A 20,703-nucleotide genomic window follows, 5' to 3' on the forward strand; every position below is an offset into this window, starting at 1 on the left:
ACCAACACTGTCCACGCCTTTTCAGTAAGTAACATAAGCATGGGGATGGACGGTGAGCTCCGTTTGTAAGGCGAAAGCCCATTGCCAACCGATGTGGTCTACCATGCTCCTCCGCATCGGCCAGGCACGGACGAACGGCGTCTCATGAAGATTCATTCGATAGCGGCTCAGGACTTCCTCTCCTTCGCCTCCCTCGACCTCCCTCTGAGGTCCGGGACGACGGTCGTCACCGGGCCCAACGGTGCCGGGAAGTCGAACCTGGGCGCCGCCGTCGCGCTGCCTCTGCTGGTCCTGGAGCACGGACTTGGCGGCTCCCGAGACTCCGATCCGTTGGAGCTGTATGAGCGGGCCGGTCGGTTCGGTGCCGACGCCTACACCGTCAGCCTCGAAATCGAGCTGGACCAGCCCGGCGAGCAGGAGCTGGTGCGGTTGTTCGTAGAAGCCGCGGTAACCGCCAACGCGCTCAACGCTCATGCTGAGACGAGGCATCCGGAGAGAGGCGTACTCGCGCTGTTCCCGGGGTTGGGCGTTGCAGCGGACTCCGTCACGTCACTGTTTCGGGGCACGCTGCGGATCGCGTTCTCGGCACGCCGCCGGACCCACTGGTGGGCTGCCTGGGAGTTCGACCACGACGGCCAGCCGATGCAGTGGATCCTCCGCGGACCCCACGCCGACTGGCTCTGCCACGGACAGCTTCCGCCTTGGGCGGAGGGAGGCTCTGCTTCGCCGCTGCTGCGGTTCACGGAAGTGGGGACCGAGCAGCGGGCCGTTGAGGCGACGATGATCTACCACTTCCTGCGGGCAGAGTCGTCGTCGCAGAGAAGGAAGGCGGAACCTGCGGCGATCGACTTCGCCCGCATCATGGCGAACATCGATCCTACGAGAGCGCGTGCCGTCGACGTCCCGGCCCTCACCGACGGCTCGGGCATCGAGCCGCCCGCCGTCGCGGCGCTCTCGCACGCCTTGGGCCGCGACGACACAGGGCAGGAACGCTACGACTTCCGTTCCGTCCTCGCCGCCGTACTGCGTCAAGGCCTGGTGCTCACCGACAACCGCCGCCTCCCCCTGGCGCGGAACTTCCCCCTCGCGAGCCTGAGCAGTCCCGTCGACCTGCGCGACGGCAGCGCGGTGGCCGCCGAGCTGTACCGCCTCAAGAACGGCAGCATCGAGGAGCAGCACCGCTTCGCACAGGCCCGGACGACCTTCAAGGACATCACGCGTCTCGACCTGCACCTGCGCAGCACCCCCGCCGCCGACCAGGGTATGGCGATCGACATCCTCGTCGGCCCGGCCGGCAGCGCCTGCATCGTCCAGTTCGCGGGCGCCGGCGTCCAGGAGTCCCTGCTGCTCGCCACCCTGCTGGCAGGAGAGCCCGGCCGCGTCATCATCCTCGACGAGCCGGCCGTCAACCTGCACCCCACCGTGCAACGCAGTCTGTCCCGCCACCTCGCCGGCGTGCAGGGCATCGTCATCACACACAGCCCCGACCTGGTCCCCTGCTCCGACGCCACGGACCTCGACCGCGTCGTACGCCTCACCCAGCAGGCCGACGGCACCCGCGTCAGCTCCCTGAGCGCCGCACACCGCCCCCAGCTCGCCAACTGGATGCAGCGACTCCTCCTCTCCGACGTGCGAGCACTGCTTTTCGCCTCGGGGGTGATCCTGTGCGAAGGGGCCACCGAACTCGGCGCCCTGAGCCAGTGGTGGAGCCAGAACCCCGGCGGCCTCGGCGACCCTGGGAGCGCGAACATCGCGATGGTCGACGTGAACGGCGATGCGAGCTTCGGCGGGTACATCAACTACCTGGAGGCGTTCGGCATCCCCTGGGCCGTCATCGCCGACGGCCCGGCGTTCGCGCCCACGGCCAACCTCGGCAAGCAGCTCAGAAAGCTTCGCCTCGCCCCGGACGACCCACCCGCCGCCGACGCCGACTTCGCCGCCTGGCGAACCTACTGGAACCGCGCCGGCGTCTTCACTCTGGCCGACACCTTCGGCACCGGCGGAACGAAGGCCGGCGAGATCGAAGCCTTCCTTGCCCGACTCGATAAATCCCTGCTGGAGACCGTCCAAGCCGAACATCGCTCCAGCAAGCCCCGCATCGGTGTCGCATTCGCGGCCGCCCACCCCAAGGTACCGACCGAGGTCACGGACCTGTACCAACAGATCCACACCCACCTCGCCAGCCCCTCAAACCGACCAGTCGGCTGAACACGCCAGCGCCTGCAAACTGCGGGACCCCGCCTGCCCAGCCACGGGGGCTCGCCAGGCCGGCCCAGCCGCCCAGCCGCCCAGCCGCCCAGCCTCTAACGCCAGACGGTCGCCCCGATCACGGGGAGCCCGCCCCCATTTGTGCCACCTGGTGAACCCGGTGGGTCAGGAGGGAATTCCGATCCCGCATGCGCCAGCCAGGGAGCCCAGGCGGTCTTCGCGAACCCCAGTGGACAGCCGCGCGCCACCCCCAGCACCTTCCAGGCATGGTCCCCCTCGCCGAGGCCTGGGACTCCGGAGCCTCGACCTGGAGTCCGCAGGAGCGCGAGGCCTACGCCAACGACCTCGGCGATCCCCGCTCCCTCATCGCGGTCAGCGCCAAGTCCAACCGCTCGAAGGCCGACAAGGACGTCGCCGAGTGGATGCCTCCTGCCGGCCACTACGCCTGCACCTACCTCACTGACTGGACAACCGTAAAGACCTGCTGGGCCCTCACCACCGACCCGCGTGAGAAGACTGCCCTGGGCCGCCTCGCCGCTGCCTGCCCCGACGAGCCCATCACCGTCGAACTCGCCCGCTGACCACACTGCCGCCTGCGCTCCCTGCCCGGGCACATCCACTCCGGTCCCGGCCCGAGGCTGCCGGGCACACGCGGCGGCCCCGCGGCCCGCTCGGGGGTCGGATCGCAGTGTGGGCCGTGCCCACGGTGGGATGGACGGTGATGCGGCCGGCCCGGGGCCGATGGGCGGCCAGCGCGGCGGCGGTGAACCGGGCGTCGTCGCCGCGGTCGAGGACCACTGTCACCGGCGGCAGGGCGCGCCGCTCCCCCTCCGGCAGAACCGTGACAGGGTTCAGCAGCAGGTCAGCTGGCCGCGGCGACGGCCGGGCGCAGCCGGTCGGCGAGTCGGTGACGGGTCCGGCGCCGCGGGGCAGGCTCGCGGCGCCGGGACCAGGTGGGTCAGATCGGCTGGGCGGGGTGGTCGAGCCAGGCGTGCCAGCCGTGCGGGTTGACGGTGAGTCCGAGCCGGTCGACGCCGGGCTCGCCCGCGTGCTGCCACCAGGTGAGGGTCTGCTCGAAGTCGTCCCAGAGGCGGCGGCCGCCGTACTGGCGGACCTGGTGCTCGTCCTCGCCGTCGCGGAAGGTCGTCGCCGACCAGGCCGGGACGGTGAGGGAGTACAGCCACAGGGTGCGGGCGCCGTCCTCGTGCGGCTGGATCGCGTGGACGACGTCGCCAAGGCGCAGGCCGGCGACGAGCGGGAACGGGTCGAACTTGCCGTGCGCGGGCAGCGTCGCGGTGGTCGTGGTCTCGGCGAGGGTGCCGCCGTCGGCGGGGTTCTGCGGCCATTGGAGGCGCTGGGAGCGCATCTTCATGAACTCGACCGGCTGGAGGAACGGGCCGGACGCGGTGCCGTCGCTGGCCACGGTGAGGCGGACCAGGGCGTCGGCGTTGGAGCAGTGGGTGCCGAACGGCGCCAGGATCAGCCCGCCGGGCCGGGTCTGTTCGATCCACGCCTGCGTGATCTGGCGCAACCCGTAGGTCGCGATGATCCGGTCGTACGGGGCGCCGGGCGGGTAGCCGAGCGCGCCGTCCGCGCAGACGACGGTTGGGCGGTAGCCTGCGGCGTGCAATGCGGCGCGGGCCTGCGCCGAAACCTGCGGGTCGACCTCGACTGTGGTCACGTTCGCGTCGCCGAGCCGGTGGCTCAGCAGGGCGGCGTTCCAGCCGGTGCCAGTGCCCTGCTCCAGCACCCGCATCCCCGGCTTCGCCTGGAGGTCGTCCAGCATCGAGGCGACCAGCGACGGCTGTGACGCCGAGCTGGTCGGCACCGTGCCGGGCTTCACGCCCTGGTGCTCACCGTCGTCCCACTGCGTGACGATCGGGACGTCCGCAGCGGCCGCCGCCAGCCAGCCCCGCTCATCGGTGGTGCGGTCGACGGGTCGGCTCTTCCCGGTGGCCATGTCGTGCGCCCAGACCATGGCCGGCAGGAACAGCGAGCGCGGGACCGCGTCGAAGGCCGGCGCCCAGGCGTCCGCGACGGGGAAGGACCGCCCCGGCGCGGGGCGGTCCTCCTGCTCAGGTGCGAGCGTCACCTGCGGTGTCCCCCGTCCCCGGGCGGAGTGGTGCCGTCCGGGGACGGCGGGTCCGGCGGCGGCGTCCACGGAGTGCCCGGGTGGCCGTCGCCCCCGCCTCTCCCACCGCCGCCCGAGTCTCCGCCGCCGTGTCCGCCGTCGATCTCCATACCGCGCTCCTTGTCGTCGCTGTGATGGTGCCCTCCCGAGGTCCGGGAGGAGTAGAAGGCCGCCCCGGCGCACCGGGGCAGGTGGTGAGGGCTACGTCGGGCGGGTGCGCAGGTCCGCGTGGACGGTTTTACCGAGTGGCTCCAGGGTCACGCCCCAGTGCCCGCCGGTGAGGTGGTGGACCAGGGCCATGCCGCGGCCCGACACGGCGGCCAGGCCCGCGTCGATCAGGCAGGGCAAGGCACGGGAGCCGTCGCGGACGCTGATCCGCACGCACCGGCCGGTGATCCGCTCGACGGCGACCGTCATCTTCCGCTGGCACCCGGTCTTCGACGCGTTGCCCGCCAGCTCGCTGACGATCAGTTCGCCGGCCTCGACCAGGTCGTCCAGCCCCCACCCGCGCAGTGTCGTGCGCACCAGGCGCCGGGCCGCCGAGGCGGACTGCGGCTGATACGGCAGCAGCACCCTGGCGGAGCTGGCGGCCGGGGGCAGCGTCGGAGTCTCAACGGTCGTGGTCACCGTGAACCCCGCACCCGCCTGCGCTGCCCGAGCATGGCCGCAGCCTTGGCCGGTGGGCAGGTATGCGGTGCGCGGCCACGGCGGTTCTCCGCTCTCTCGTCGGTGGTGACGGCTGCGCCCAGCCGACGGGGGCAGTCGGGCGCAGCGGCCCCAACTCGCCGCCGGGGCCGGGTGTCCGGTCCGTCACGGCGGGCGACGGTTCGACGGTAGGGAGTGACCGCTGGCGCGTTCAACGCGATTGCGGGTGATTGCGGTGATTCACCCGAGGGTGTCGATCGCGGTGGTGATGAAGGCTCGGGCCGCTGCGCCGTGGACGGCCATCTTTGTCAGCTCGGCGAAGGCGCGGTGGTAGTCGGCGAGTTCTCGGGGCTGGGTCACGGTGACCTCGGCGATCAGCGTCTCCACACAGCCCTCCTCGTTGTCAAAGAGGTAGAACGCCTCCAGCGGCCACACGGTGCGCTGCGCGGTGAAGGGGATGATCCCGAGCGAGACCGTGGGCAGCGGCATCACCGCCAAGAGGTGGCCGAGCTGGCCGCCCATCGTCTCCGCGTCGCCGATCCGGTAGCGCAGCACCGTCTCCTCGATCAGGATGACGAACCGGTGTCTGCCGTCGTGGAGCAGCCGGCCGCGCTCGAGGCGGGCGGCTACCGCGTCGGCGACATCGTCCGGGGTGCCCTGGAACTCGGTGATCGAGCGCATCAAGGCGGTGGCGTAGGCGGCGGTCTGGAGGATGCCCGGGACGACGTTGGAGACGTAGGCCCGGCACACCGCGGTCCGCTGGTGCAGGGTCAGCGACTCCTGCTGCACCTGCCGCATGCCGGCGCGGCGCACCCGGCGCCACTCCAGGTACATCAGCTCCACCGCGCGCAGCGAGGCGATCAGGTCGGCGGCCTGGTCGTCCGCGCCGCACGCGGTGCACCAGGCGCGCAGGTCGCTCTCGGAGGGCGCCGACTTCCCGCTGAGGATCCGGGAGGTCTTGGAGGGGTGCCAGCCGCACCGGGCGGACAGCTCCTTGCCGTCGATCCCGGCGTCCAGCATCAGCTCACGCAGCCGGGTGGCGAGCGCCGCCCGGGCGGCCTAGGCGCTGGAGGAGGGTGAGGTGGGCATGGGCTGTCGGCTCGGTGCGGGCGGGCTCAGACGGTGTACTGCTCGTGCGGGACGGCCCGCTCCCAGACCGACTCGAACGCGGTGGCGCACAGCTTCGCCACCGCGGGGTCCTCGGTGTAGGAGGTGCGCGGGTCGCCGTCACCGGTGAAGTGGTTACAGTAAACCGCGCGCCCCTGTCGTCGAACAGCCAGAAGTCGCTGCCGGGCAGCGCCAGGTCGCAGGCGTTGCGACGCGCCAGCCATCGGACCTGCTCACCGGCTGTGACGTAGACCGGGGTCATCGCGTGCAGGTAGCGCGTGTAGAGGGTGACCGGCTCGGACACGATCCGGGCCCGGCGGATGACCACGCCCCGCGCGGTCGCCTCGCGCACCATGGCCGTCCAGTCCCGCCAGTACTCCGACTCCGGGTCGAGATCGGACTCGCCGGTCAGCCGGAACCGCTCAACGGCCTCGGCCTCGTCGGGGACGTCGTAGCTGTCGCGCAGCTCCAGGTGGACCGCCGAGTACCGGGCGGCGGCCAGCAGGTCAGAGAAGCCCATCGCGCTCTGCGTCATCGCATGCCTTTCGCAAGATCGGGATCATCCGGGTGGGAATCCACACCAGGGCCTCGTGGCCCGGGATGCCGGCCTCGTGGTCCGGTGCCCAACTGCGCCCGCCGACCTCGGCCTCCAGGTCCTCCTCGGCCTTCACGCCCTGGAGGACGATCCTGCGATTGGCGCGGTCGAGCCACACCCTCGGTGACCCCTCTTTACCCGTATCCGGGTCGATGCCGATGAAATCTAGCCCCATGACGCCCTCCAGAACCAAGCCAGTTGCGGTCACTTGCACGCCACGTTCCGCAGGTCTGACGGCCCGTCAAGGGCGTGCGGGCGCAGCCAGGCGGCACGGGGGCATGAGAGGCCCGAGGTAGGAATTTCTTACTTCGGGCCGAGAGAAGCGGTCAGGCCGACCGCAGGGGGGTAGCGCGTCGCGGACACACCCACTGGCTCAGGTTCTGCGGGTACCACGAGGCGCCCGGTCGGGATGCGCTGTACGAAACACCATGATGGCCATACCCCCACCTTCCCGGCCGGCTTTCGGGGCCGCTACTCGGGGGTGGAGTAAGAGGACATCTGATCCACGTTGTGGTCGGTTTGTCCCAGGTGAGCGACCGGACCGCCAGTCAGTCGTTGCAGGGCCCGTGACTCCTCGACGCCCGTATCGCAGTGACGTGTCCGATGCTCGATGGCGCCTGATCGAGCCGGTCTTCATAGCCTGGCGGGCTCGCCGCAACGGTCCTGGTGTGGCAGCCCGGGTTCATGACCTGCGGGAGATCGTGAACGCGATCCTCTACGTCAACCGGACCGGCCTCCCGTGGGAGTACCTGCCGCACGACTGTGTTCGGGCGGCGGGTTCGGGGCGGCCGGTGTGCGGCCGGCCGCACCGGCGGGCGATGCCCTTGCCGGCTCGGTGCCGTGGGAGTGTACGTACCGAGTCGTGTGAAGAAGGGCATCGCCGCACGCCCTGGTCGGCGCGTTCACCCGTTCAACGAACGGAAGCGGTCTCGGTCACCAGCCAGACAGCGAGAACCCGAACGGCTCGGTGCCGACGGGGCAGCCGGGCCAGGCGTCGGTGAGCGAGCCGGGACGGGCGTTGTCGAGTCAGTCCACTCCCCCAGGGCCGGTCGTTGTGGCGTCCGACCGGGCGGGTGACGGCCTCGCAGCCGGCGTGGGCCCACGCGCTCTCCCGCGGTTCGACGTCCGGGCGCCCGGGTGCCGGCGCGTCGAGGCGCCGCACCAGGTAGGCCCTCCTCCCCCACCGCCACGACAAGCAGGCGTCGACCCGGCCGGGCGATCTCCTCGACGACGGCCCCGGCCCGGTAACGGGGGCTGGTAGTGGTCACCCCTTCATGCTCCCGCGCACACCGCCGCGACTCTGTCGGCGCTGGCGCGGTACCGCCCTGGCGCCAGGCGGAGCACTCCCGGGTGTGCGCCGGCGGGGCGGCTGGCTGGACCCGCGCCCATCGGTGCCAGGGCGAACATCCGCTGCCACTCGGTGGCGCGCGGGTTGAAGGCGCGCAGCTTCACCGTCTGCAGGATCCGGGCGGCGTGCTTGCGGGCCTTGATCCGCAGCCAGTCCACCGGCGACTCCCCCGCCGACAGCTCGGCGTCCCTGGCCTGCCCCGACACCCGTGTCCTCGCCGGCCGCCGGCGCGGTGAGGTCGTCGTCCTTCTCCCCCACCCGGCGGGTGCGCAGCACGGTGATCCTGCCGACCACCCGGACGGCGTGGGCGGCCAGAGCCCGCAGGACGCGCCAGATGGCGCGGAACGAGCTGGCCTCGATCTCGTCGTCAGCCTCCGCCTTCACGGCCTCGCCCGCGACTACGAAACCAGCCCGGCCCGCTCGGAGACCATGATCCGCTGGGCGATGATCGGCGTCATGATCCGCAGGATCACCCGAGGCCGGCCCGCTCAGCGACCGGGCCCACGACCCCTTCGCCTCTTGTCATGACGTTGGCCCTACCGCTTCTGGGCTCTGTATCGCTTGAGGAGAGCGGTAAGCCTCGCCGGGTCGGCCTCGCCGTTCAGTTCAGCAGTGAGGTCGTCGGGGCAGAGCTCGTACAGGTCACCCCACCACCGGCGCCCTCGGTTGTCCCAGATGCGGTACCCGCCAGGCACGCCTCTGGCCACATAGCGACGCCTACTCACGAAGCCCCCGCTGAGAGCAAGGCCCACGCCCGTAGCCCACTTCCCCTCCCTCTCGCTCTACTGGCAGCAGGCTACGGCAGATCTCAAACGCGGCCTGAAGTCTGATAGCAACGGCGGCGGAACCAGGAGTTACGCCGCCGTTGCTATCAACCACTGCCGCCAGGTACGGCCGAATCCTCACCGGTCACGGCTGGTGGGCTTCAGATCTGAAGGGAAAAGTGCGTGCTCGAATTTCACGGACGCCAGGTCACCGCACGTGGGCCGAGAAGTAACACCCTCGGACCGAAGCCGAATTAGCGATCGATCAGTGGTCTCGCGATTTCATTACCTGATTCCGTGTTTGCGATCCAGGCGCGACTGCCCAGCTTAGGCTCCCACGAGAGGCTCTCAAGGTCGTCAACTACCACCTGGGCCACTTCGTCGACCCCACCCTTCCATGGCAAGAATCCATCTTCGGCAAGTTCGCCAATCTGGATAAGATCACTTTCAAGCAAGAACTTCAGCAGTTCGACGAAGAATTCTTTCCATGCACGTCCTTCTGCCCCTTCCCGTGCTGCCCAGATAAGCTGATCGATTGGGACCCAGTCGTCCAGACCCTCGATCAATACGTCAGCGAAAATATGCTTGTCGATCATGGCAAGTGAACCTTCAATGCTTTCCCCCCAGCACCTGGCTGGATGTCGATCGTCGCCCCACCGGAGGCAGATGCCGTTCTCCACTGAATCACAGTACCATCTTCAAGTCGATAAACTTCAGGGATCTTTGGGCCTCGCGCCGGGAGCTGCTCGGCGCCAGCAGTCCATCGATCGAAGGCGGCACGCATTGTCTGCTCATCGGGCATTTCCCGAACATGCCCCTGCTTCCCCTTTGGAAGATTGTCAAACTCGGACTTCCATACGCCACACAGTCCACTGCTATTGTGAACGAGGACCGGCGCATTCCCGGCCAGCACATAATACGTGTGAAGATCCTGGACGGTCAGATTGTAGGCTGAGTCGAGCCCTGTACGGCTCTTGACCCCGGTCACATCTACGCTACGTCCGCTCGGGGTGCGCAGGGTGTTGCCGATACCGAGATCGCCAGCGTCAACCCACTTCGAGTCGTTCTCGACCCAGAAGGGGTGATGGTCGGTGGCCGTCAATGCTCCAGTGGCACCGTCCGCCGATGTGACACTGAGGTCGGTGAATTCTCGGTCATCCGGCGTGTAGATAGTGGCGTCGACGCGACGGGCGCCGGTTTCACCGGTATCGGGGTCCGTAGCCAGCACGTGGTCTCCGGCACGGACTTTCTCGATGGGGACGGCCGAGCCGTCCGCCATGAGGACGGGGGTGCCGGCGGGGAAGCTGTTTGCCCGCCGCAGACAGTCCGCCGCCGCTCGACTGAGGCGTGATGCCGCTGCAGTTTCCTCGAGGGTTTTGGCCTTCTTCAGGACTTGAGCAAGCTTTGCTGCTTTTCCGGCGGGGAAGAGGCCGGCCGCGAGTTCGACACAGGAGACGGCGTTCTTCTGCTTGATGCACTCTTCGGCAGAGTCGAAGCCCAGCAAGGATTTGGTGACGGTGGTGACAAGCTGCAGCTCGTCCCGGTAGAGATAGAGCGTTCCGAGGACCGGGCCGAGCCAGCGCGATGCCTCGTCCTTCTCCTGACCATTCCTGTCCGCGCAGTACAGGGTGACATCGATCGGCTTGGGAACGATGGAGTGGCAGTCATAGCGACTGTACCGCTCTGCCATAAAGGCGTCGTAACGTGCCTTGTCGGCGAGCCTCTCTATTTCCTCGTTGAGAGTCTTCTGGAGTTCGTCGGCGATCTTCTTTGCTTCGCCCTGAAGCCAGATTTCCTCGGCGGCGACTTCCGCCTGACGTTCCTGGCTCTGCTTCTCGGCCGTGATGGCCCAGGCCTCGTCGGCGGCGTCCTGGGCCTGGGTGGCATCCTTGCCCGCCGCGCGTGCGGAGGCGTAGGCGCTGTCCGCGGCGGTGCGGGCGGTCACGGCCGACCAGCGCGCCTGCGCAGCGGAGGTTCGGGCCCGCACCGCGGAGACGGCGGCCTTTCCGGCGTCGGTGCTCGCGGTCTGGGCGGCGTTGCGGGCGGTGGTGGCGGACTGGCCGGCGCGGGTCGCGGAGGCTTCGGCGTCCTGGGCAGACGCCTTGGCATCGGCGGCGTACTGCCCGGCCTGGCCGGCGTAGGTGCGGGCTTGGCCGCTCGCGGCCTCGGCCTCGGCGGCGGCGTTGTTGGCGACGGCTGCGGCGGCGGTGGCCTCCCAGGCGTCCTGCTGGGCCCTGGCCACGGTCTGGGACGCCTCGGCGATGAGGCGGCGCATCTGCGCGGCGTGGGTGGCTGCTAGTTGGTCCTTGCGGTCGGCCATGTACCGGCCGGTCTGCAGGAAGGAGGTGACGAGGTCGGGGGGGCCTGCGAGGGCGAGCTTGGCCGCGGACTGGACCTCCGGGCCGCCGGCGGCGAGCGCTTGGAAGGCCTGGACGCGTTCGTCGGTCTGCCGGGCGGTGTACTGGCCCATCATCAGGAACCCGGCGACAGCCTTGGGTGAGCCTTCCCGCAGGGCCTTCTCAGCGGCCTCCTTGACGCTGGGCCCGCCGGTGGCGATCAGCTGATAGGCGCGGACACGGTTGTCGGTGGCCGCGGCCTCGTGCTGGCCGGTGGTGAAGAACGCCTCGATCTGCTGGGGGGTGCCCTTCAACGCGGCGGTGGCGGCGGTGCGCACGGCCTCGTCGGGACTGTCCTGCGCGAGCTCGAGCACGCTCTGGCGCATGTCGTCCAGTTCGGCCTTGTGCCGCCCGCTGCGCACCCAGTCCACGACCGCCTCGTCGGAGCCGGACAGGGCGGCCTTGGCGGCTTCCAGACTCCAGGGACCGCCGCTCCGCATCGTCTGGATCGCGACCTTGCGGCCCTTGGCAGCCACAGTCTTGGGGTCGGCGCCGGGCCGGGCGGCATCGGCGGCCAGGTCGGCGGCCTCCTGGTCGCGGGCCCTCCAGTCGGCGAGAAGGGTGCCGACGCCGCCGATGGCCTCGTCGTCCGCTGCCTTCATCACACGTACACCCTCGAGAGCGGCAGCGGTGCGGGCGGTGAGGTCCTCGGCCTCGGTCCTGCGGGCGAGGTCGTAAACGCTGCCCGCCGTGGTCACCGCCGCGCTCGCCGCGGCGGCGGCGGCGCGGGCCGCCTCGGCCTGACGGGTGGCCTCGGCGGCGGAGGTGGCGGATTCACCGGCGTGTTCGGCCGCCTGGTCGGCGGCGGTGGCGGCGTTCTGGGCATGGGTGGCCGCGGAGCGGGCCGCGTCACGGGCCTGGAAGGCAGCCTGGGCAGACTGGTCGGCCAGGGCCGCAGACGCGGTCGCGGCGCGGTTGGCCTCCTTGGCCTGGCGGCGGGCCTGGTCGGCGGCGGCCTGGGCGCGCTTGTCGTTCGCGCCTGCGGCGTTCGCCAGTTGGCCGGCCTTCTCCGCGGATCCGGCGGCCGCGTTCGCGTCCGCGCCGGCGCTCTTGGCCGCGTTCGAGGCCTCGCGGGCGGCCTGGGAGGCGACTCCGGCGCTGTCCGCGGCGTCCGCGGCACGCTGGGCGTCACTGGCGGCGTTGCGCGCCTCTTCGGCCCGCTGGCGCGCTTCGGCTGCCTTGTTCCGGTCGGAGGCGGCGGCATTGGCGGCCTTGCGGGCGTTGGCCGCCGCGAGGGCGGCGCCCCCCGCGGCGCTGGCGGCGGCGCTGGCGGCGCTGGCGGCGGTTCGGGAGGCCTGGTTGGCGGCGGCCGCGGCGGCGGTTGCCTGGCCGGCTGCCGCGGCCGCGCCTTCGGCCGCGTCGGCCGCGCGTGCGGCCGCTTCCTTGACGCGGGCCAGGTCCTGCCCGGCGGCCTCGGTCTCCCTGGCCGCGGTCTCGGCGGCCTCCTTGGCGAGACGAGAGCTGTCGACCGCGCGGGCGGAAGCCGTCTTGGCGGCTTCCTTGGCGACCTGGGCCTCTTTGCCGGCCTGCTGAGCCTGTTCGGCCAGCTGGGAGATCGTCGCCCGCTCCTGGTCACGGGCGAGGGCCACAAACTGGCCGACAGCCAGGAACTCGGTGACATCGGCGGGCGTGCCCCGCAGCGCGACCTTCGCCGCCTCTCGCGTGGCCGGCCCGCCGGTGGCTATGAGCTGGAACGCGCGGACGCGATTGTCGGTCTTCGCGGCGTCGAACTGGCCCTCTTCGAGATACCGCTTGACGTCACCGGGAGTGCCCTTCAGGGCGGCGGTGGCCTGTTCCTTGACGCTCACCCCTCCGGTGGCGATGAGCTGGAACGCCTCGACCCGGCGGTCCTGGTCCAGCGGGGCCACCCAGCCGTCCTTGAGGAAGGCGCGCAGTTCCTCCTCGGTTCCCTTCAGCGCCCTGGTGGCCGCCTCACGGACCCCGGCCCCACCGAGACTGAACATCTGGAAAGCGCTTACCCGCTGGTCGTGGTACTCCTCGATGTCCAGGCCGGCGTCCAGGAACCGCTTGACGTCCTCATCCGACCCGGTCAGCGCGGCCTCGGCGGCCGCGCTGACACCGGGGCCGCCGCTCAGCCACAAACTGACGACACGACCACGGTCTGTCAGCGAGGACGCGCTCGAACCGGCATCAGGCTCTGTCGCGAAGGCGGGCGCCGCACTGAACAGGCCGACCATGAGCGTCACGGACAGCAGACCGGCCAAAGCACCGCGCAGTCCGGCGTTCCTCCTGTCACGGCGCCGTTTTCTTCTGGAGATGCCTGGCGCTCCCAAAGAACGCAATGGGTGATTCAATGTCAATCCCTCTCAAAACGGGCACAATGTGAGTAAACGTGAACGAAGTATCAATCGCTCACAGGGACGCAGAGTGACAAGACACCGCCCATTGGTGCATCTTGTCGTCAACGAACAGCCACCCCGCCATACAAGGCCGCCTATGCGAAGCAGGATCTCCCTCAGCCGGGGGGTGCTGATATCTTACGCATGCTCTACTCGTGCCCGAACAAGGGCGCGAACGCCGGGGAACTTTCCCCGCATTGACTCAAACTCAAAGGAATTTCCTTGCTTGAATCCCGTTTCCGGAAGACCATCCTGGCTGGTAGCGCCAGCATCCTGATGGCGTACGTCGTATCTTCCTCGCTGCCAGCCGCACAGGCCACCACCGGTGTGACGGTAACGCCGTCCGCCGTCGGTTCAACAACGAATGAGACGATCCCACTTGCCATTGAGGACTTCCAGCACCCAGGCGCCGCACGGATTCTGACGGAACGCAAGGTCACCTTGAAGCAAGGCGATGGACGTATCCGGCTGAAGGAGGGCGTCGAGAACAACACGCAGGCCGCTTGCCAGGGAGCGAACGACATCTTCGTCGAGTCCCGTATCGACGACAAGAACGGATACTGCTTCACCGTCTCCGGCACCACGGGCTACCTCGCGATGGAGCTCCCGAGCGTCTACGGCTTCTGGACCGAGGAACGCTCGGTCAGCGCCAAGCTGGTCGCCTCCGGGCACGAGACGCTGGTGAACGTCGCCCCCAACTCGGCCCAGCCGGTCGGGGAGAGCGTGCCCGGCGGGCAGCGCTCCGTGCTCGTCGAACTGCGCGTCACCAGCTGAGCCTCCAGCCGTCCCCTCGTGATGACTGGCCTCGACCGTCATCTTCGGACCGACCCGACGGCACGCCGGGACTCTCGGGGCCAGAACTGCGCCCGCCGAAGCACGCGAGAGACAGAGCCCCCTTGTGATCGAAGTAGTCGGCAGGCCGTGAGCGCACGCCGTTAACCACCAGAGCCTCCCTCACTCATCGGAGACCGAACCCCTTGTCCCGCAAACTCATACACCCCGCCCTCAGGGCCGGCGTTCTCTCAGCAATACTCATCGGTGCCCTGACCACGTTCTCCGTCCCCACCGCCGGCGCCACGGCCGGCGACCCCGCCAGCAACGGCTCCTATGCCTACACCGCGCGCGTCGCAATCGGCGACAACATCCGTGCCTGTACCGGCGCGCTGGTGGACCGTAAATGGATCATCACCGCGGCGTCCTGCTTCGCCGACGACCCCGCCCAACCGCAGAACCTCGCCGCCGGCGCGCCGAAGTGGCGCACCACCACCACCGTCGGGCGCACCGACCTCACCACCGGCGCCGGCCAGCAGGCCGACATCGTCGAACTGGTGCCCCGGCAGGACCGCGACCTCGTCATGGCCCGCCTCGCCACCCCTGTCGACGGCATCGCCACCCTCCCGCTCGCCACCACCGCACCCACCAGTGGCCAGAGCCTGCTCATGCCCGCCTACGGGCGCACCAGGACCGAGTGGGTCCCCAACAAGCTCCACACCGGCACCTTCACCCTCGACACCGCCCGGCCCACCGCGATCGACACCACCGGCGTGAACGGCTCAGCCGTCTGCAAGGGCGACACCGGCGCCCCGCTCCTGCGCGAGACGAACGGCAAGGCCGAACTCGTCGCCATAGCCTCCCGCTCCTGGCAAGGCGGCTGCCTCGGCGAGACCGAGACCCGCACCGGCGCCTCCAGCACCCGCACCGACGACCTCGCCTCATGGGTGAAGGAGCTGCGGCTGCGTACGGCAGACGTGCAGGCAGGTACCCACGTGCAGGTCGTCGGGGCCAACGACACACTGTGGGACACCGTCGTGGGCCCCAGGACGGGCGGAAGTTGGTCTCCGGTCACCAGCGGTACGCTGGCCGCTGTCGACACCGTCGCCATCGGCGACACCCTCCACATCTTCGTCGTGGGCTCCGACGGCCATGTGTACACCCGTGACGGAAAGGTCGGCGGCACCTGGACGCCGTGGGGTGAGGTCCCCGGCGGCGCGGCGGGAGTCAGCGGCATCACCGCCACCGCCCGCGGCACCATGGTCGGCCTGCAGATCATCGGCTCCGACGGCTCCCTCTACAGCACCGGCGTCGACTACGCCGCCGGCTACTGGAGGCCCTCGTGGGATCGTGTCGACACCAACAACCTGAAGGCCATCACCAGCGCCACCACCGCCAACGGTGCCGTCCACGTCTTCGCCGTCAACGAGGACCGCCGGGTCTATACCCGCGACAACAACCTCGACGGCAGCTGGACCGCGTGGGGTGAGATCCCCGGCAACGCCGTCGGCGTCGAGGACATCACCGCCAGTGCCCGCGGCAACATCGTCGATCTGCAGATCATCGGCGCCGAGGGTTCCCTGTACACCACCAACGGGAACTTCGACGCCGGCCACTGGGACCCCGCCTGGAGCAAGGTCAGCGACAACAAGCTGAGGGCCATCACCAGCAGCGCTGAGAACAACGTCGTCCACGTCATCGCCATCAACGAGGACTACAAGGTCTACCAGCGCGACGCCGACTACAACGCCGGCCGCTGGACCGAGTGGAGCGAGGTCCCCGGCGGCGCCGTCGGTGTCAAGGCCCTCACCGCCGCCACCACCGGCTGACCTACATACCTCGTGGTTTGCGGGGCCCGGACCAACACGGTCTGGGCCCCCGCAAACCACCATCCGCATCCGGCTTCAGGGAACCGCATCATGTCTCGCACCACCTCAGCCCGCACCTGGCGTGCGGGCCTCCTCGCCATCAGCATCGCCGCAGGCACCCTCACCGCCGGCTTGAGCACACCGGCCGTTGCCGTCTCCGCCGACCCGGCGGCCGACGGCTCCTACGCCTTCACCGCCAAGATATCGATCGGTGACACTTTCCGTGCCTGCACCGGCGCGCTGGTGGACCGCAACTGGATCATCACCGCGGCGTCCTGCTTCGCCGACGACCCCGCCCAACCGCAGAACCTCGCCGCCGGCGCGCCGAAGTGGCGCACCACCGCCACCGTCGGGCGCACCGACCTCACCACCGGCGCCGGCCAGCAGGCCGACATCGTCGAACTGGTGCCCCGGCAGGACCGCGACCTCGTCATGGCCCGCCTCGCCACCCCCGTCGACGGCATCACCACCCTCCCGCTCGCCACCACCGCACCCACCAGTGGCCAGAGCCTGCGCATGCCCGCCTACGGGCGCACCAAGACCGAATGGGTCCCCACCAAGCTCCACACCGGCACCTTCACCCTCGACACCGCCCGGCCCACCGCGATCGACACCACCGGCGTGAACGGCGCGGCCGTCTGCAAGGGCGACACCGGCGCCCCGCTCCTGCGCGAGACGAACGGCAAGGCCGAGCTCGTCGCCGTCGCCTCCCGCTCCTGGCAAGGCGGCTGCCTCGGCGAGACCGAGACCCGCACCGGCACCTCCAGCACCCGCACCGACGACCTCGCCTCATGGGTGAACAAGACCCGTCACACGACGCCGTCCGGGTCTGTCCTGGCCGGGTCGCCGTTCACGATCGCCGACCCCGCCGACAAGCACCTGGTCACCTTCGTCCAGGACAGCGTCAACCACCTGTGGTCCGTCGACCCCAAGGGCGAGGGCTGGCGCGACCTCGGCGCCTACGCCGCCGGCTCCCCGACCGCCCTGGTCAACCCGGCCGACAACCACGTCGTCGTCTACGTCAACGGGCCGAACAACCGGCTCTGGTCCTACGACCAGCAGGCCGCCCGGTGGACCCAGTTCACCACCACTTCCGCGGGCACCGTGCTGGCACCGAACGCCGTCCCGCGCACCGTCGTCGACCCGGCCGACGGGCACCTCGTCACCTACATCCGTGACACCGACAGCCACCTGTGGTCCGTCGACCCGCAGGGAGAGGGCTGGCACAACCTCGGTCCGATCGCCGCCGCCGACCCCTCCCCCGTGGTCAACCCCAACGACGGCCATGTCGTCGTCTTCCTCAACGGCCCGAACAACCGGCTGAACTCCATCGACGAACGCGGCGCCGGACGCACCGAGTTCACGACCACCGGTTCGGGCACCGCCATGGCCTTCGACGCCGTCCCCAGCACCGTGGTCGACCCCGCCAACGGGCACTTCACCACCTACATCCGCGACACCGCCAACCACCTGTGGTCCGTCGACCCCCTCGGCGCCGGCTGGCTCGACCACGGCGCCAAGGCCGCCACCGACCCCGTCGCGAGCATCAACCCGATCAACAACCACATCGTCGTCGTCGTCCACGTCAACGGCCCCGACAACTACCTCAACTCCTTCGAACCCCAGGGCTCCGGCGACGGCTGGACCCAGTACGACCGCACCCCCGCAGGCACCGTCATGGCCCCCGACACCAAGCCCAACACCGTCGAAGACCCGGCCGACCACCACCTGGTCACCTACATCCGCGACACCAACAACACCCTCTGGGCCGTCGACCCCGCCGACGAAGGCTGGACCCTCCTCTAGGACACGCCCCGCGCCCCCAGGACAGAACCCCTCCCGACGGGGGCGCAGGCGGGACAGGCTAGACCCGCCCGCCAGCCGGCGACGGGAGCACCGGCACCGCCCGTAGGCGCAGGACCGCCGCATCACCGGGCACCCACCCGGTGATGCGGCGTCCGCCGCCCCGCCCGAGGAACCACGCCCAGCGGGCGGTCAGGGACCGCTCGGGGCACGGCCACTCCCTCACGGTCAACGGCCGGCCTTCACACCCCCGGCCGCCGGCCCACACCGGTAGCAACACCAAGCACAGCCTCCGCCCGCCGGGTCGACGGACCAGCCGGACGCCAGACACAAGGTGCCCCCGACCAACGGCCGGGGGCACCAGGGTGTGCGGGGTCGCGGTCAGCTGTCGGCGGCGTGCCGGCGACGTGAGAGCGCCACCAGGGCGGCACCGGCGGCGACGGCCGCGGCGGCGCCGCCGGCCTCCCAGCCGAGCCCCTCGTCCACACCGGTCGCGGCGAGCTGACCGGAGACGGGAGCCGTGGCGGAGGCGACCCGCGCGGGCACCACAGCCGGGGCCGGGGTGGCACTGGTGCCAGTGCTGGTGCTCACGGAACCGACGGGCTGGACAACGGTCTGGGCGCTCTGCCCGGTGCCGGTGTTCTGGGCATGGTCAGGCTGCTGGACCGGCGCGGTCGGCTTGGCGGCGGCCGCCGCGTTGGCCTCGTCCTCGGCACGGGCCTTGTACTGGCCCTCCTTCAGGAAGGCGACCACGTCCTGGGGAGAACCCTTCAGCGCGGCGACCCCGGCCTTCTGGACCGCGGGACCACCGACCGACAGGATCTGCGCGACCTTCACCCGGTTGTCGATCACCCGTGCGTCCGCGAGACCGACCTCAAGGAAGCGACGCAGGTCGGCGGGCGTGCCGCCCAAGGCCCTCTGAGCCCCCTCGGAGACACTCAGGCCGTTCTCCTTGTCCGCGAGGATCGTAAGAATCTCGACCCGGTCGTCCTCCGCGCGGGCTATGTACTGGCCCTCCTTCAGGAACTTCAGGATGACCTCATGCGAACCGAACAGCGCGGCCTCAACGCCCTTACGCATCGCGGGTCCGCCATTGTTGAGGAGCTGGGCGACTTTCACCTTGTCGTCGCGCCAACGCCAGTCCTCCAGTTCGACCGTGAGAAAGTGCCGCAGGTCAGCGGCGGTACCGGCGAGAGCCTTCTCAGCCGCCTCCCGAACACCGGGCCCCGACTCCTTGTCCTCCAGAATCCGCTGCACCTCGGCGCGGTCCTCGTCCTCCGCGCGGGCCGTGTACTGGCCCTCCTGCAGGAACCTCAGGATGTCCTCGTCCGAGCCGTGCAGCGCGGCCACGACGGCCTTACGCACAGCAGGACCGCCAGTGTTGTAGAACTGGGCGACCTTCACCTGGTTGTCGGCCCGACGCTGCTTGGCCGACTCGGCGGTGAGGAAGTGCCGCAGGTCGCCCGCGGTACCGGCGAGAGCCTTCTCGGCAGCCTCCCGAACACCCGGCCCCGACTCCTTGTCTGCCAGGATCCGCTGAACCTCGGCACGGTCCAGCACCTCCTGGGAGTCATGGTCCCCCGACGCATCGGACGCCGTGTCCGGACCGGACACCCCCGCGGGCGCCGGCTGCTCGGCAGCGGACGCCATCGACGGGAACAGCACGGCGGGAGCCAGCGCGGCCGCGGCGAGGACCGTGGACACCTTGGGCAACTTCATCAAGCGGACCTGCTTCTTGAGCGGAGAACACGGGGAGAGATCGTGAATCCAGCCAGCATAGATCGTTTCATCCGATGGCCATTCCAGATTTTCGGCCAGGGCCCGGCCGCCCCTGGCGCTGCTCTCCTGTTCATCCTTCATCGGGCCTTTCGAACAGCTCACCGATCCTCAGCAGGCCTCCCACGCACGGCCCGGAGCGCACCGGGCAGACGAAGGGGGTTCTCACGCCCCGCTCAACCAGCTGAGCTCTGGTCAGCATGAGCCCGGATACTGCTGCGGGTGCCAGGCGCCGGCGGGCAGGGCTTCGAGGTCGCGATCGCGGAGGGCGGCCCGGAGGATGGCGATGGCCTGGAGCACGGCGGGGGCTCGGTAACGGTCTCGCCCTCAAAACCGGCGGGGACGGTGCGGTGGTGGCGGTAGTGGAGCTCGTCCTGCTGGAGGGCCCGAGCGAGGATGTCGGGCAGCATCTGGTGGAGCTGAACGAGAGCCCGGCCGGCCTCGGCAGCGATGCCGGCCTGGGCGGTGTGGAGGTATTCGTGGACAGCGTCGCCGGCCTCGGCGGCCAGGCGCAGAGGCTGCTCGGCCGGCGCGCCGGTGGGTGCGTCTTCGCGCGGCACCGGGAGCCGGAGTGCCCCGGTGGCCGCCGGGGCGGCCGGGTCGGTGGCGGTCTTGCGGCGGCGGTAGGCGGCGCTGCGGCAGTTGGTGTTGCAGTACCGCGGTTGGCGGCCGCTCCTGCCGGTTGTGGAGGTGAGTTCTCTGTCGCACGCCAGGCAACGCGAGATGTCGGGCGGGCCCGACTGGTCGGGATCACGTGATCAAGGCTAGGCGCGGGTGGTGGACATCATGCCGCCGCCGGCCGCCCTTTCGTGACGCCAGCCTTGGAACGCCGCTGCCACCAGGAAGAACGCGGGCGGCCTCGCGGACCGCGTCACGAAATTGCGACTCATGCCGGATCCGGTGGCCGGCTGGCTCCCTCGGCCGGTGGGGA

General features: G+C 70.1%; 15 protein-coding genes and 2 pseudogenes. 7 read left to right on the forward strand and 10 right to left on the reverse strand.

The features are described 5' to 3' along the window. Positions 1-144 precede the first annotated feature (144 nt). Together OG618_RS00250 and OG618_RS00255 are read left to right on the forward strand one after the other, a co-directional pair. Positions 145-2,208, forward strand: coding sequence for an AAA family ATPase (locus tag OG618_RS00250; RefSeq protein ID WP_329485027.1), 2,064 nt, complete (start codon positions 145-147; stop codon positions 2,206-2,208). 266 nt (positions 2,209-2,474) lie between these two features. Further along, the gene (locus OG618_RS00255; protein ID WP_442906713.1) at positions 2,475-2,789 is read left to right on the forward strand and encodes an HNH endonuclease family protein; all 315 of its coding nucleotides are present in this window, start codon (positions 2,475-2,477) and stop codon (positions 2,787-2,789) included. Between the two features lie 377 nt (positions 2,790-3,166). Here OG618_RS00255 and OG618_RS00260 read toward each other — a convergent pair whose 3' ends face one another. The 5 genes and pseudogenes from OG618_RS00260 to OG618_RS00285 form a co-directional block, all read right to left on the reverse strand. Continuing rightward, the gene (locus tag OG618_RS00260; protein ID WP_329485028.1) at positions 3,167-4,300 is read right to left on the reverse strand and encodes a methyltransferase domain-containing protein; all 1,134 of its coding nucleotides are present in this window, start codon (positions 4,298-4,300) and stop codon (positions 3,167-3,169) included. 240 nt (positions 4,301-4,540) lie between these two features. Then, positions 4,541-4,966 (reverse strand): ATP-binding protein, encoded by a 426-nt coding sequence (locus OG618_RS00265; RefSeq protein WP_329485029.1) that lies wholly within the window; start codon positions 4,964-4,966, stop codon positions 4,541-4,543. Positions 4,967-5,224: 258 nt separating this feature from the next. Beyond that, a complete protein-coding gene (locus OG618_RS00270; protein WP_329485030.1) occupies positions 5,225-6,004 on the reverse strand; it encodes a helix-turn-helix domain-containing protein in 780 nt (259 codons plus the stop codon). Between the two features lie 95 nt (positions 6,005-6,099). Then, positions 6,100-6,626 (reverse strand): annotated as a pseudogene (locus OG618_RS37935) (DUF6879 family protein). Then, complete coding sequence (locus tag OG618_RS00285) at positions 6,598-6,900, reverse strand: hypothetical protein (protein ID WP_329485031.1); 303 nt, start codon at positions 6,898-6,900, stop codon at positions 6,598-6,600. The pseudogene OG618_RS37935 and the gene OG618_RS00285 overlap by 29 nt, the downstream one beginning before the upstream one ends. Positions 6,901-7,252: 352 nt before the next feature. On the opposite strand from OG618_RS00285, the pseudogene OG618_RS00290 reads away from it, so the two are divergent. Next, positions 7,253-7,447 (forward strand): annotated as a pseudogene (locus OG618_RS00290) (transposase); the annotation flags it as partial. Positions 7,448-7,958: 511 nt separating this feature from the next. On the opposite strand, the gene OG618_RS00295 reads toward OG618_RS00290, so the two are convergent. From OG618_RS00295 to OG618_RS00310, 4 genes are all read right to left on the reverse strand, one after another. Further along, positions 7,959-8,240: a hypothetical protein gene (locus OG618_RS00295; RefSeq protein WP_329485032.1), complete on the reverse strand. Its 282-nt coding sequence runs from the start codon at positions 8,238-8,240 to the stop codon at positions 7,959-7,961. 330 nt (positions 8,241-8,570) lie between these two features. Continuing rightward, positions 8,571-8,759, reverse strand: a complete 189-nt coding sequence (locus OG618_RS00300; protein ID WP_329491964.1) for a hypothetical protein — start codon at positions 8,757-8,759, stop codon at positions 8,571-8,573. Positions 8,760-9,052: 293 nt separating this feature from the next. Then, complete coding sequence (locus OG618_RS00305; protein WP_329485033.1) at positions 9,053-9,394, reverse strand: hypothetical protein; 342 nt, start codon at positions 9,392-9,394, stop codon at positions 9,053-9,055. Beyond that, positions 9,391-13,392 carry a polymorphic toxin-type HINT domain-containing protein gene (locus OG618_RS00310; RefSeq protein ID WP_329491965.1) on the reverse strand — a complete coding sequence of 1,334 codons (4,002 nt, stop codon included), beginning with the start codon at positions 13,390-13,392 and terminating at the stop codon, positions 9,391-9,393. The genes OG618_RS00305 and OG618_RS00310 overlap by 4 nt, the downstream gene beginning before the upstream one ends. Before the next feature lie 384 nt (positions 13,393-13,776). Here OG618_RS00310 and OG618_RS00315 point away from each other — a divergent pair, with 384 nt between their 5' ends. From OG618_RS00315 to OG618_RS00325, 3 genes are all read left to right on the forward strand, one after another. Then, entirely contained in the window at positions 13,777-14,328 is a 552-nt protein-coding gene (locus OG618_RS00315; protein WP_329485034.1) for a hypothetical protein, read from the forward strand. 203 nt (positions 14,329-14,531) lie between these two features. After that, positions 14,532-16,154 carry a trypsin-like serine protease gene (locus OG618_RS00320; protein ID WP_329485036.1) on the forward strand — a complete coding sequence of 541 codons (1,623 nt, stop codon included), beginning with the start codon at positions 14,532-14,534 and terminating at the stop codon, positions 16,152-16,154. Positions 16,155-16,244: 90 nt separating this feature from the next. Beyond that, a complete protein-coding gene (locus OG618_RS00325; RefSeq protein WP_329485037.1) occupies positions 16,245-17,999 on the forward strand; it encodes a trypsin-like serine protease in 1,755 nt (584 codons plus the stop codon). Between the two features lie 378 nt (positions 18,000-18,377). Here OG618_RS00325 and OG618_RS00330 read toward each other — a convergent pair whose 3' ends face one another. After that, on the reverse strand, positions 18,378-19,856 hold the full coding sequence (locus OG618_RS00330; protein WP_329485038.1) for an ALF repeat-containing protein: 1,479 nt from the start codon (positions 19,854-19,856) through the stop codon (positions 18,378-18,380). Positions 19,857-20,134: 278 nt separating this feature from the next. Between OG618_RS00330 and OG618_RS00335 the strand changes: the two genes are divergently transcribed. Further along, positions 20,135-20,530: a hypothetical protein gene (locus tag OG618_RS00335; protein WP_329485039.1), complete on the forward strand. Its 396-nt coding sequence runs from the start codon at positions 20,135-20,137 to the stop codon at positions 20,528-20,530. The last annotated feature ends 173 nt before the right edge of the window (positions 20,531-20,703 follow it).

This window comes from Kitasatospora sp. NBC_01246, from assembly GCF_036226505.1.
In the GTDB taxonomy this organism is placed as follows: Bacteria; Actinomycetota; Actinomycetes; order Streptomycetales; family Streptomycetaceae; genus Kitasatospora.

Excerpts from the sequence above, each read along its gene's own strand:
- OG618_RS00250 (WP_329485027.1), top strand. The coding sequence starts at position 145 with ATGAAGATTCATTCGATAGCGGCTCAGGACTTCCTCTCCTTCGCCTCC.
- OG618_RS00255 (WP_442906713.1), top strand. The coding sequence starts at position 2,475 with ATGGTCCCCCTCGCCGAGGCCTGGGACTCCGGAGCCTCGACCTGGAGT.
- OG618_RS00270 (WP_329485030.1), bottom strand. The coding sequence starts at position 6,004 with ATGCTGGACGCCGGGATCGACGGCAAGGAGCTGTCCGCCCGGTGCGGC.
- OG618_RS00305 (WP_329485033.1), bottom strand. The coding sequence starts at position 9,394 with ATGATCGACAAGCATATTTTCGCTGACGTATTGATCGAGGGTCTGGAC.
- OG618_RS00310 (WP_329491965.1), bottom strand. The coding sequence starts at position 13,392 with ATGGTCGGCCTGTTCAGTGCGGCGCCCGCCTTCGCGACAGAGCCTGAT.
- OG618_RS00325 (WP_329485037.1), top strand. The coding sequence starts at position 16,245 with ATGTCTCGCACCACCTCAGCCCGCACCTGGCGTGCGGGCCTCCTCGCC.
- OG618_RS00330 (WP_329485038.1), bottom strand. The coding sequence starts at position 19,856 with ATGAAGGATGAACAGGAGAGCAGCGCCAGGGGCGGCCGGGCCCTGGCC.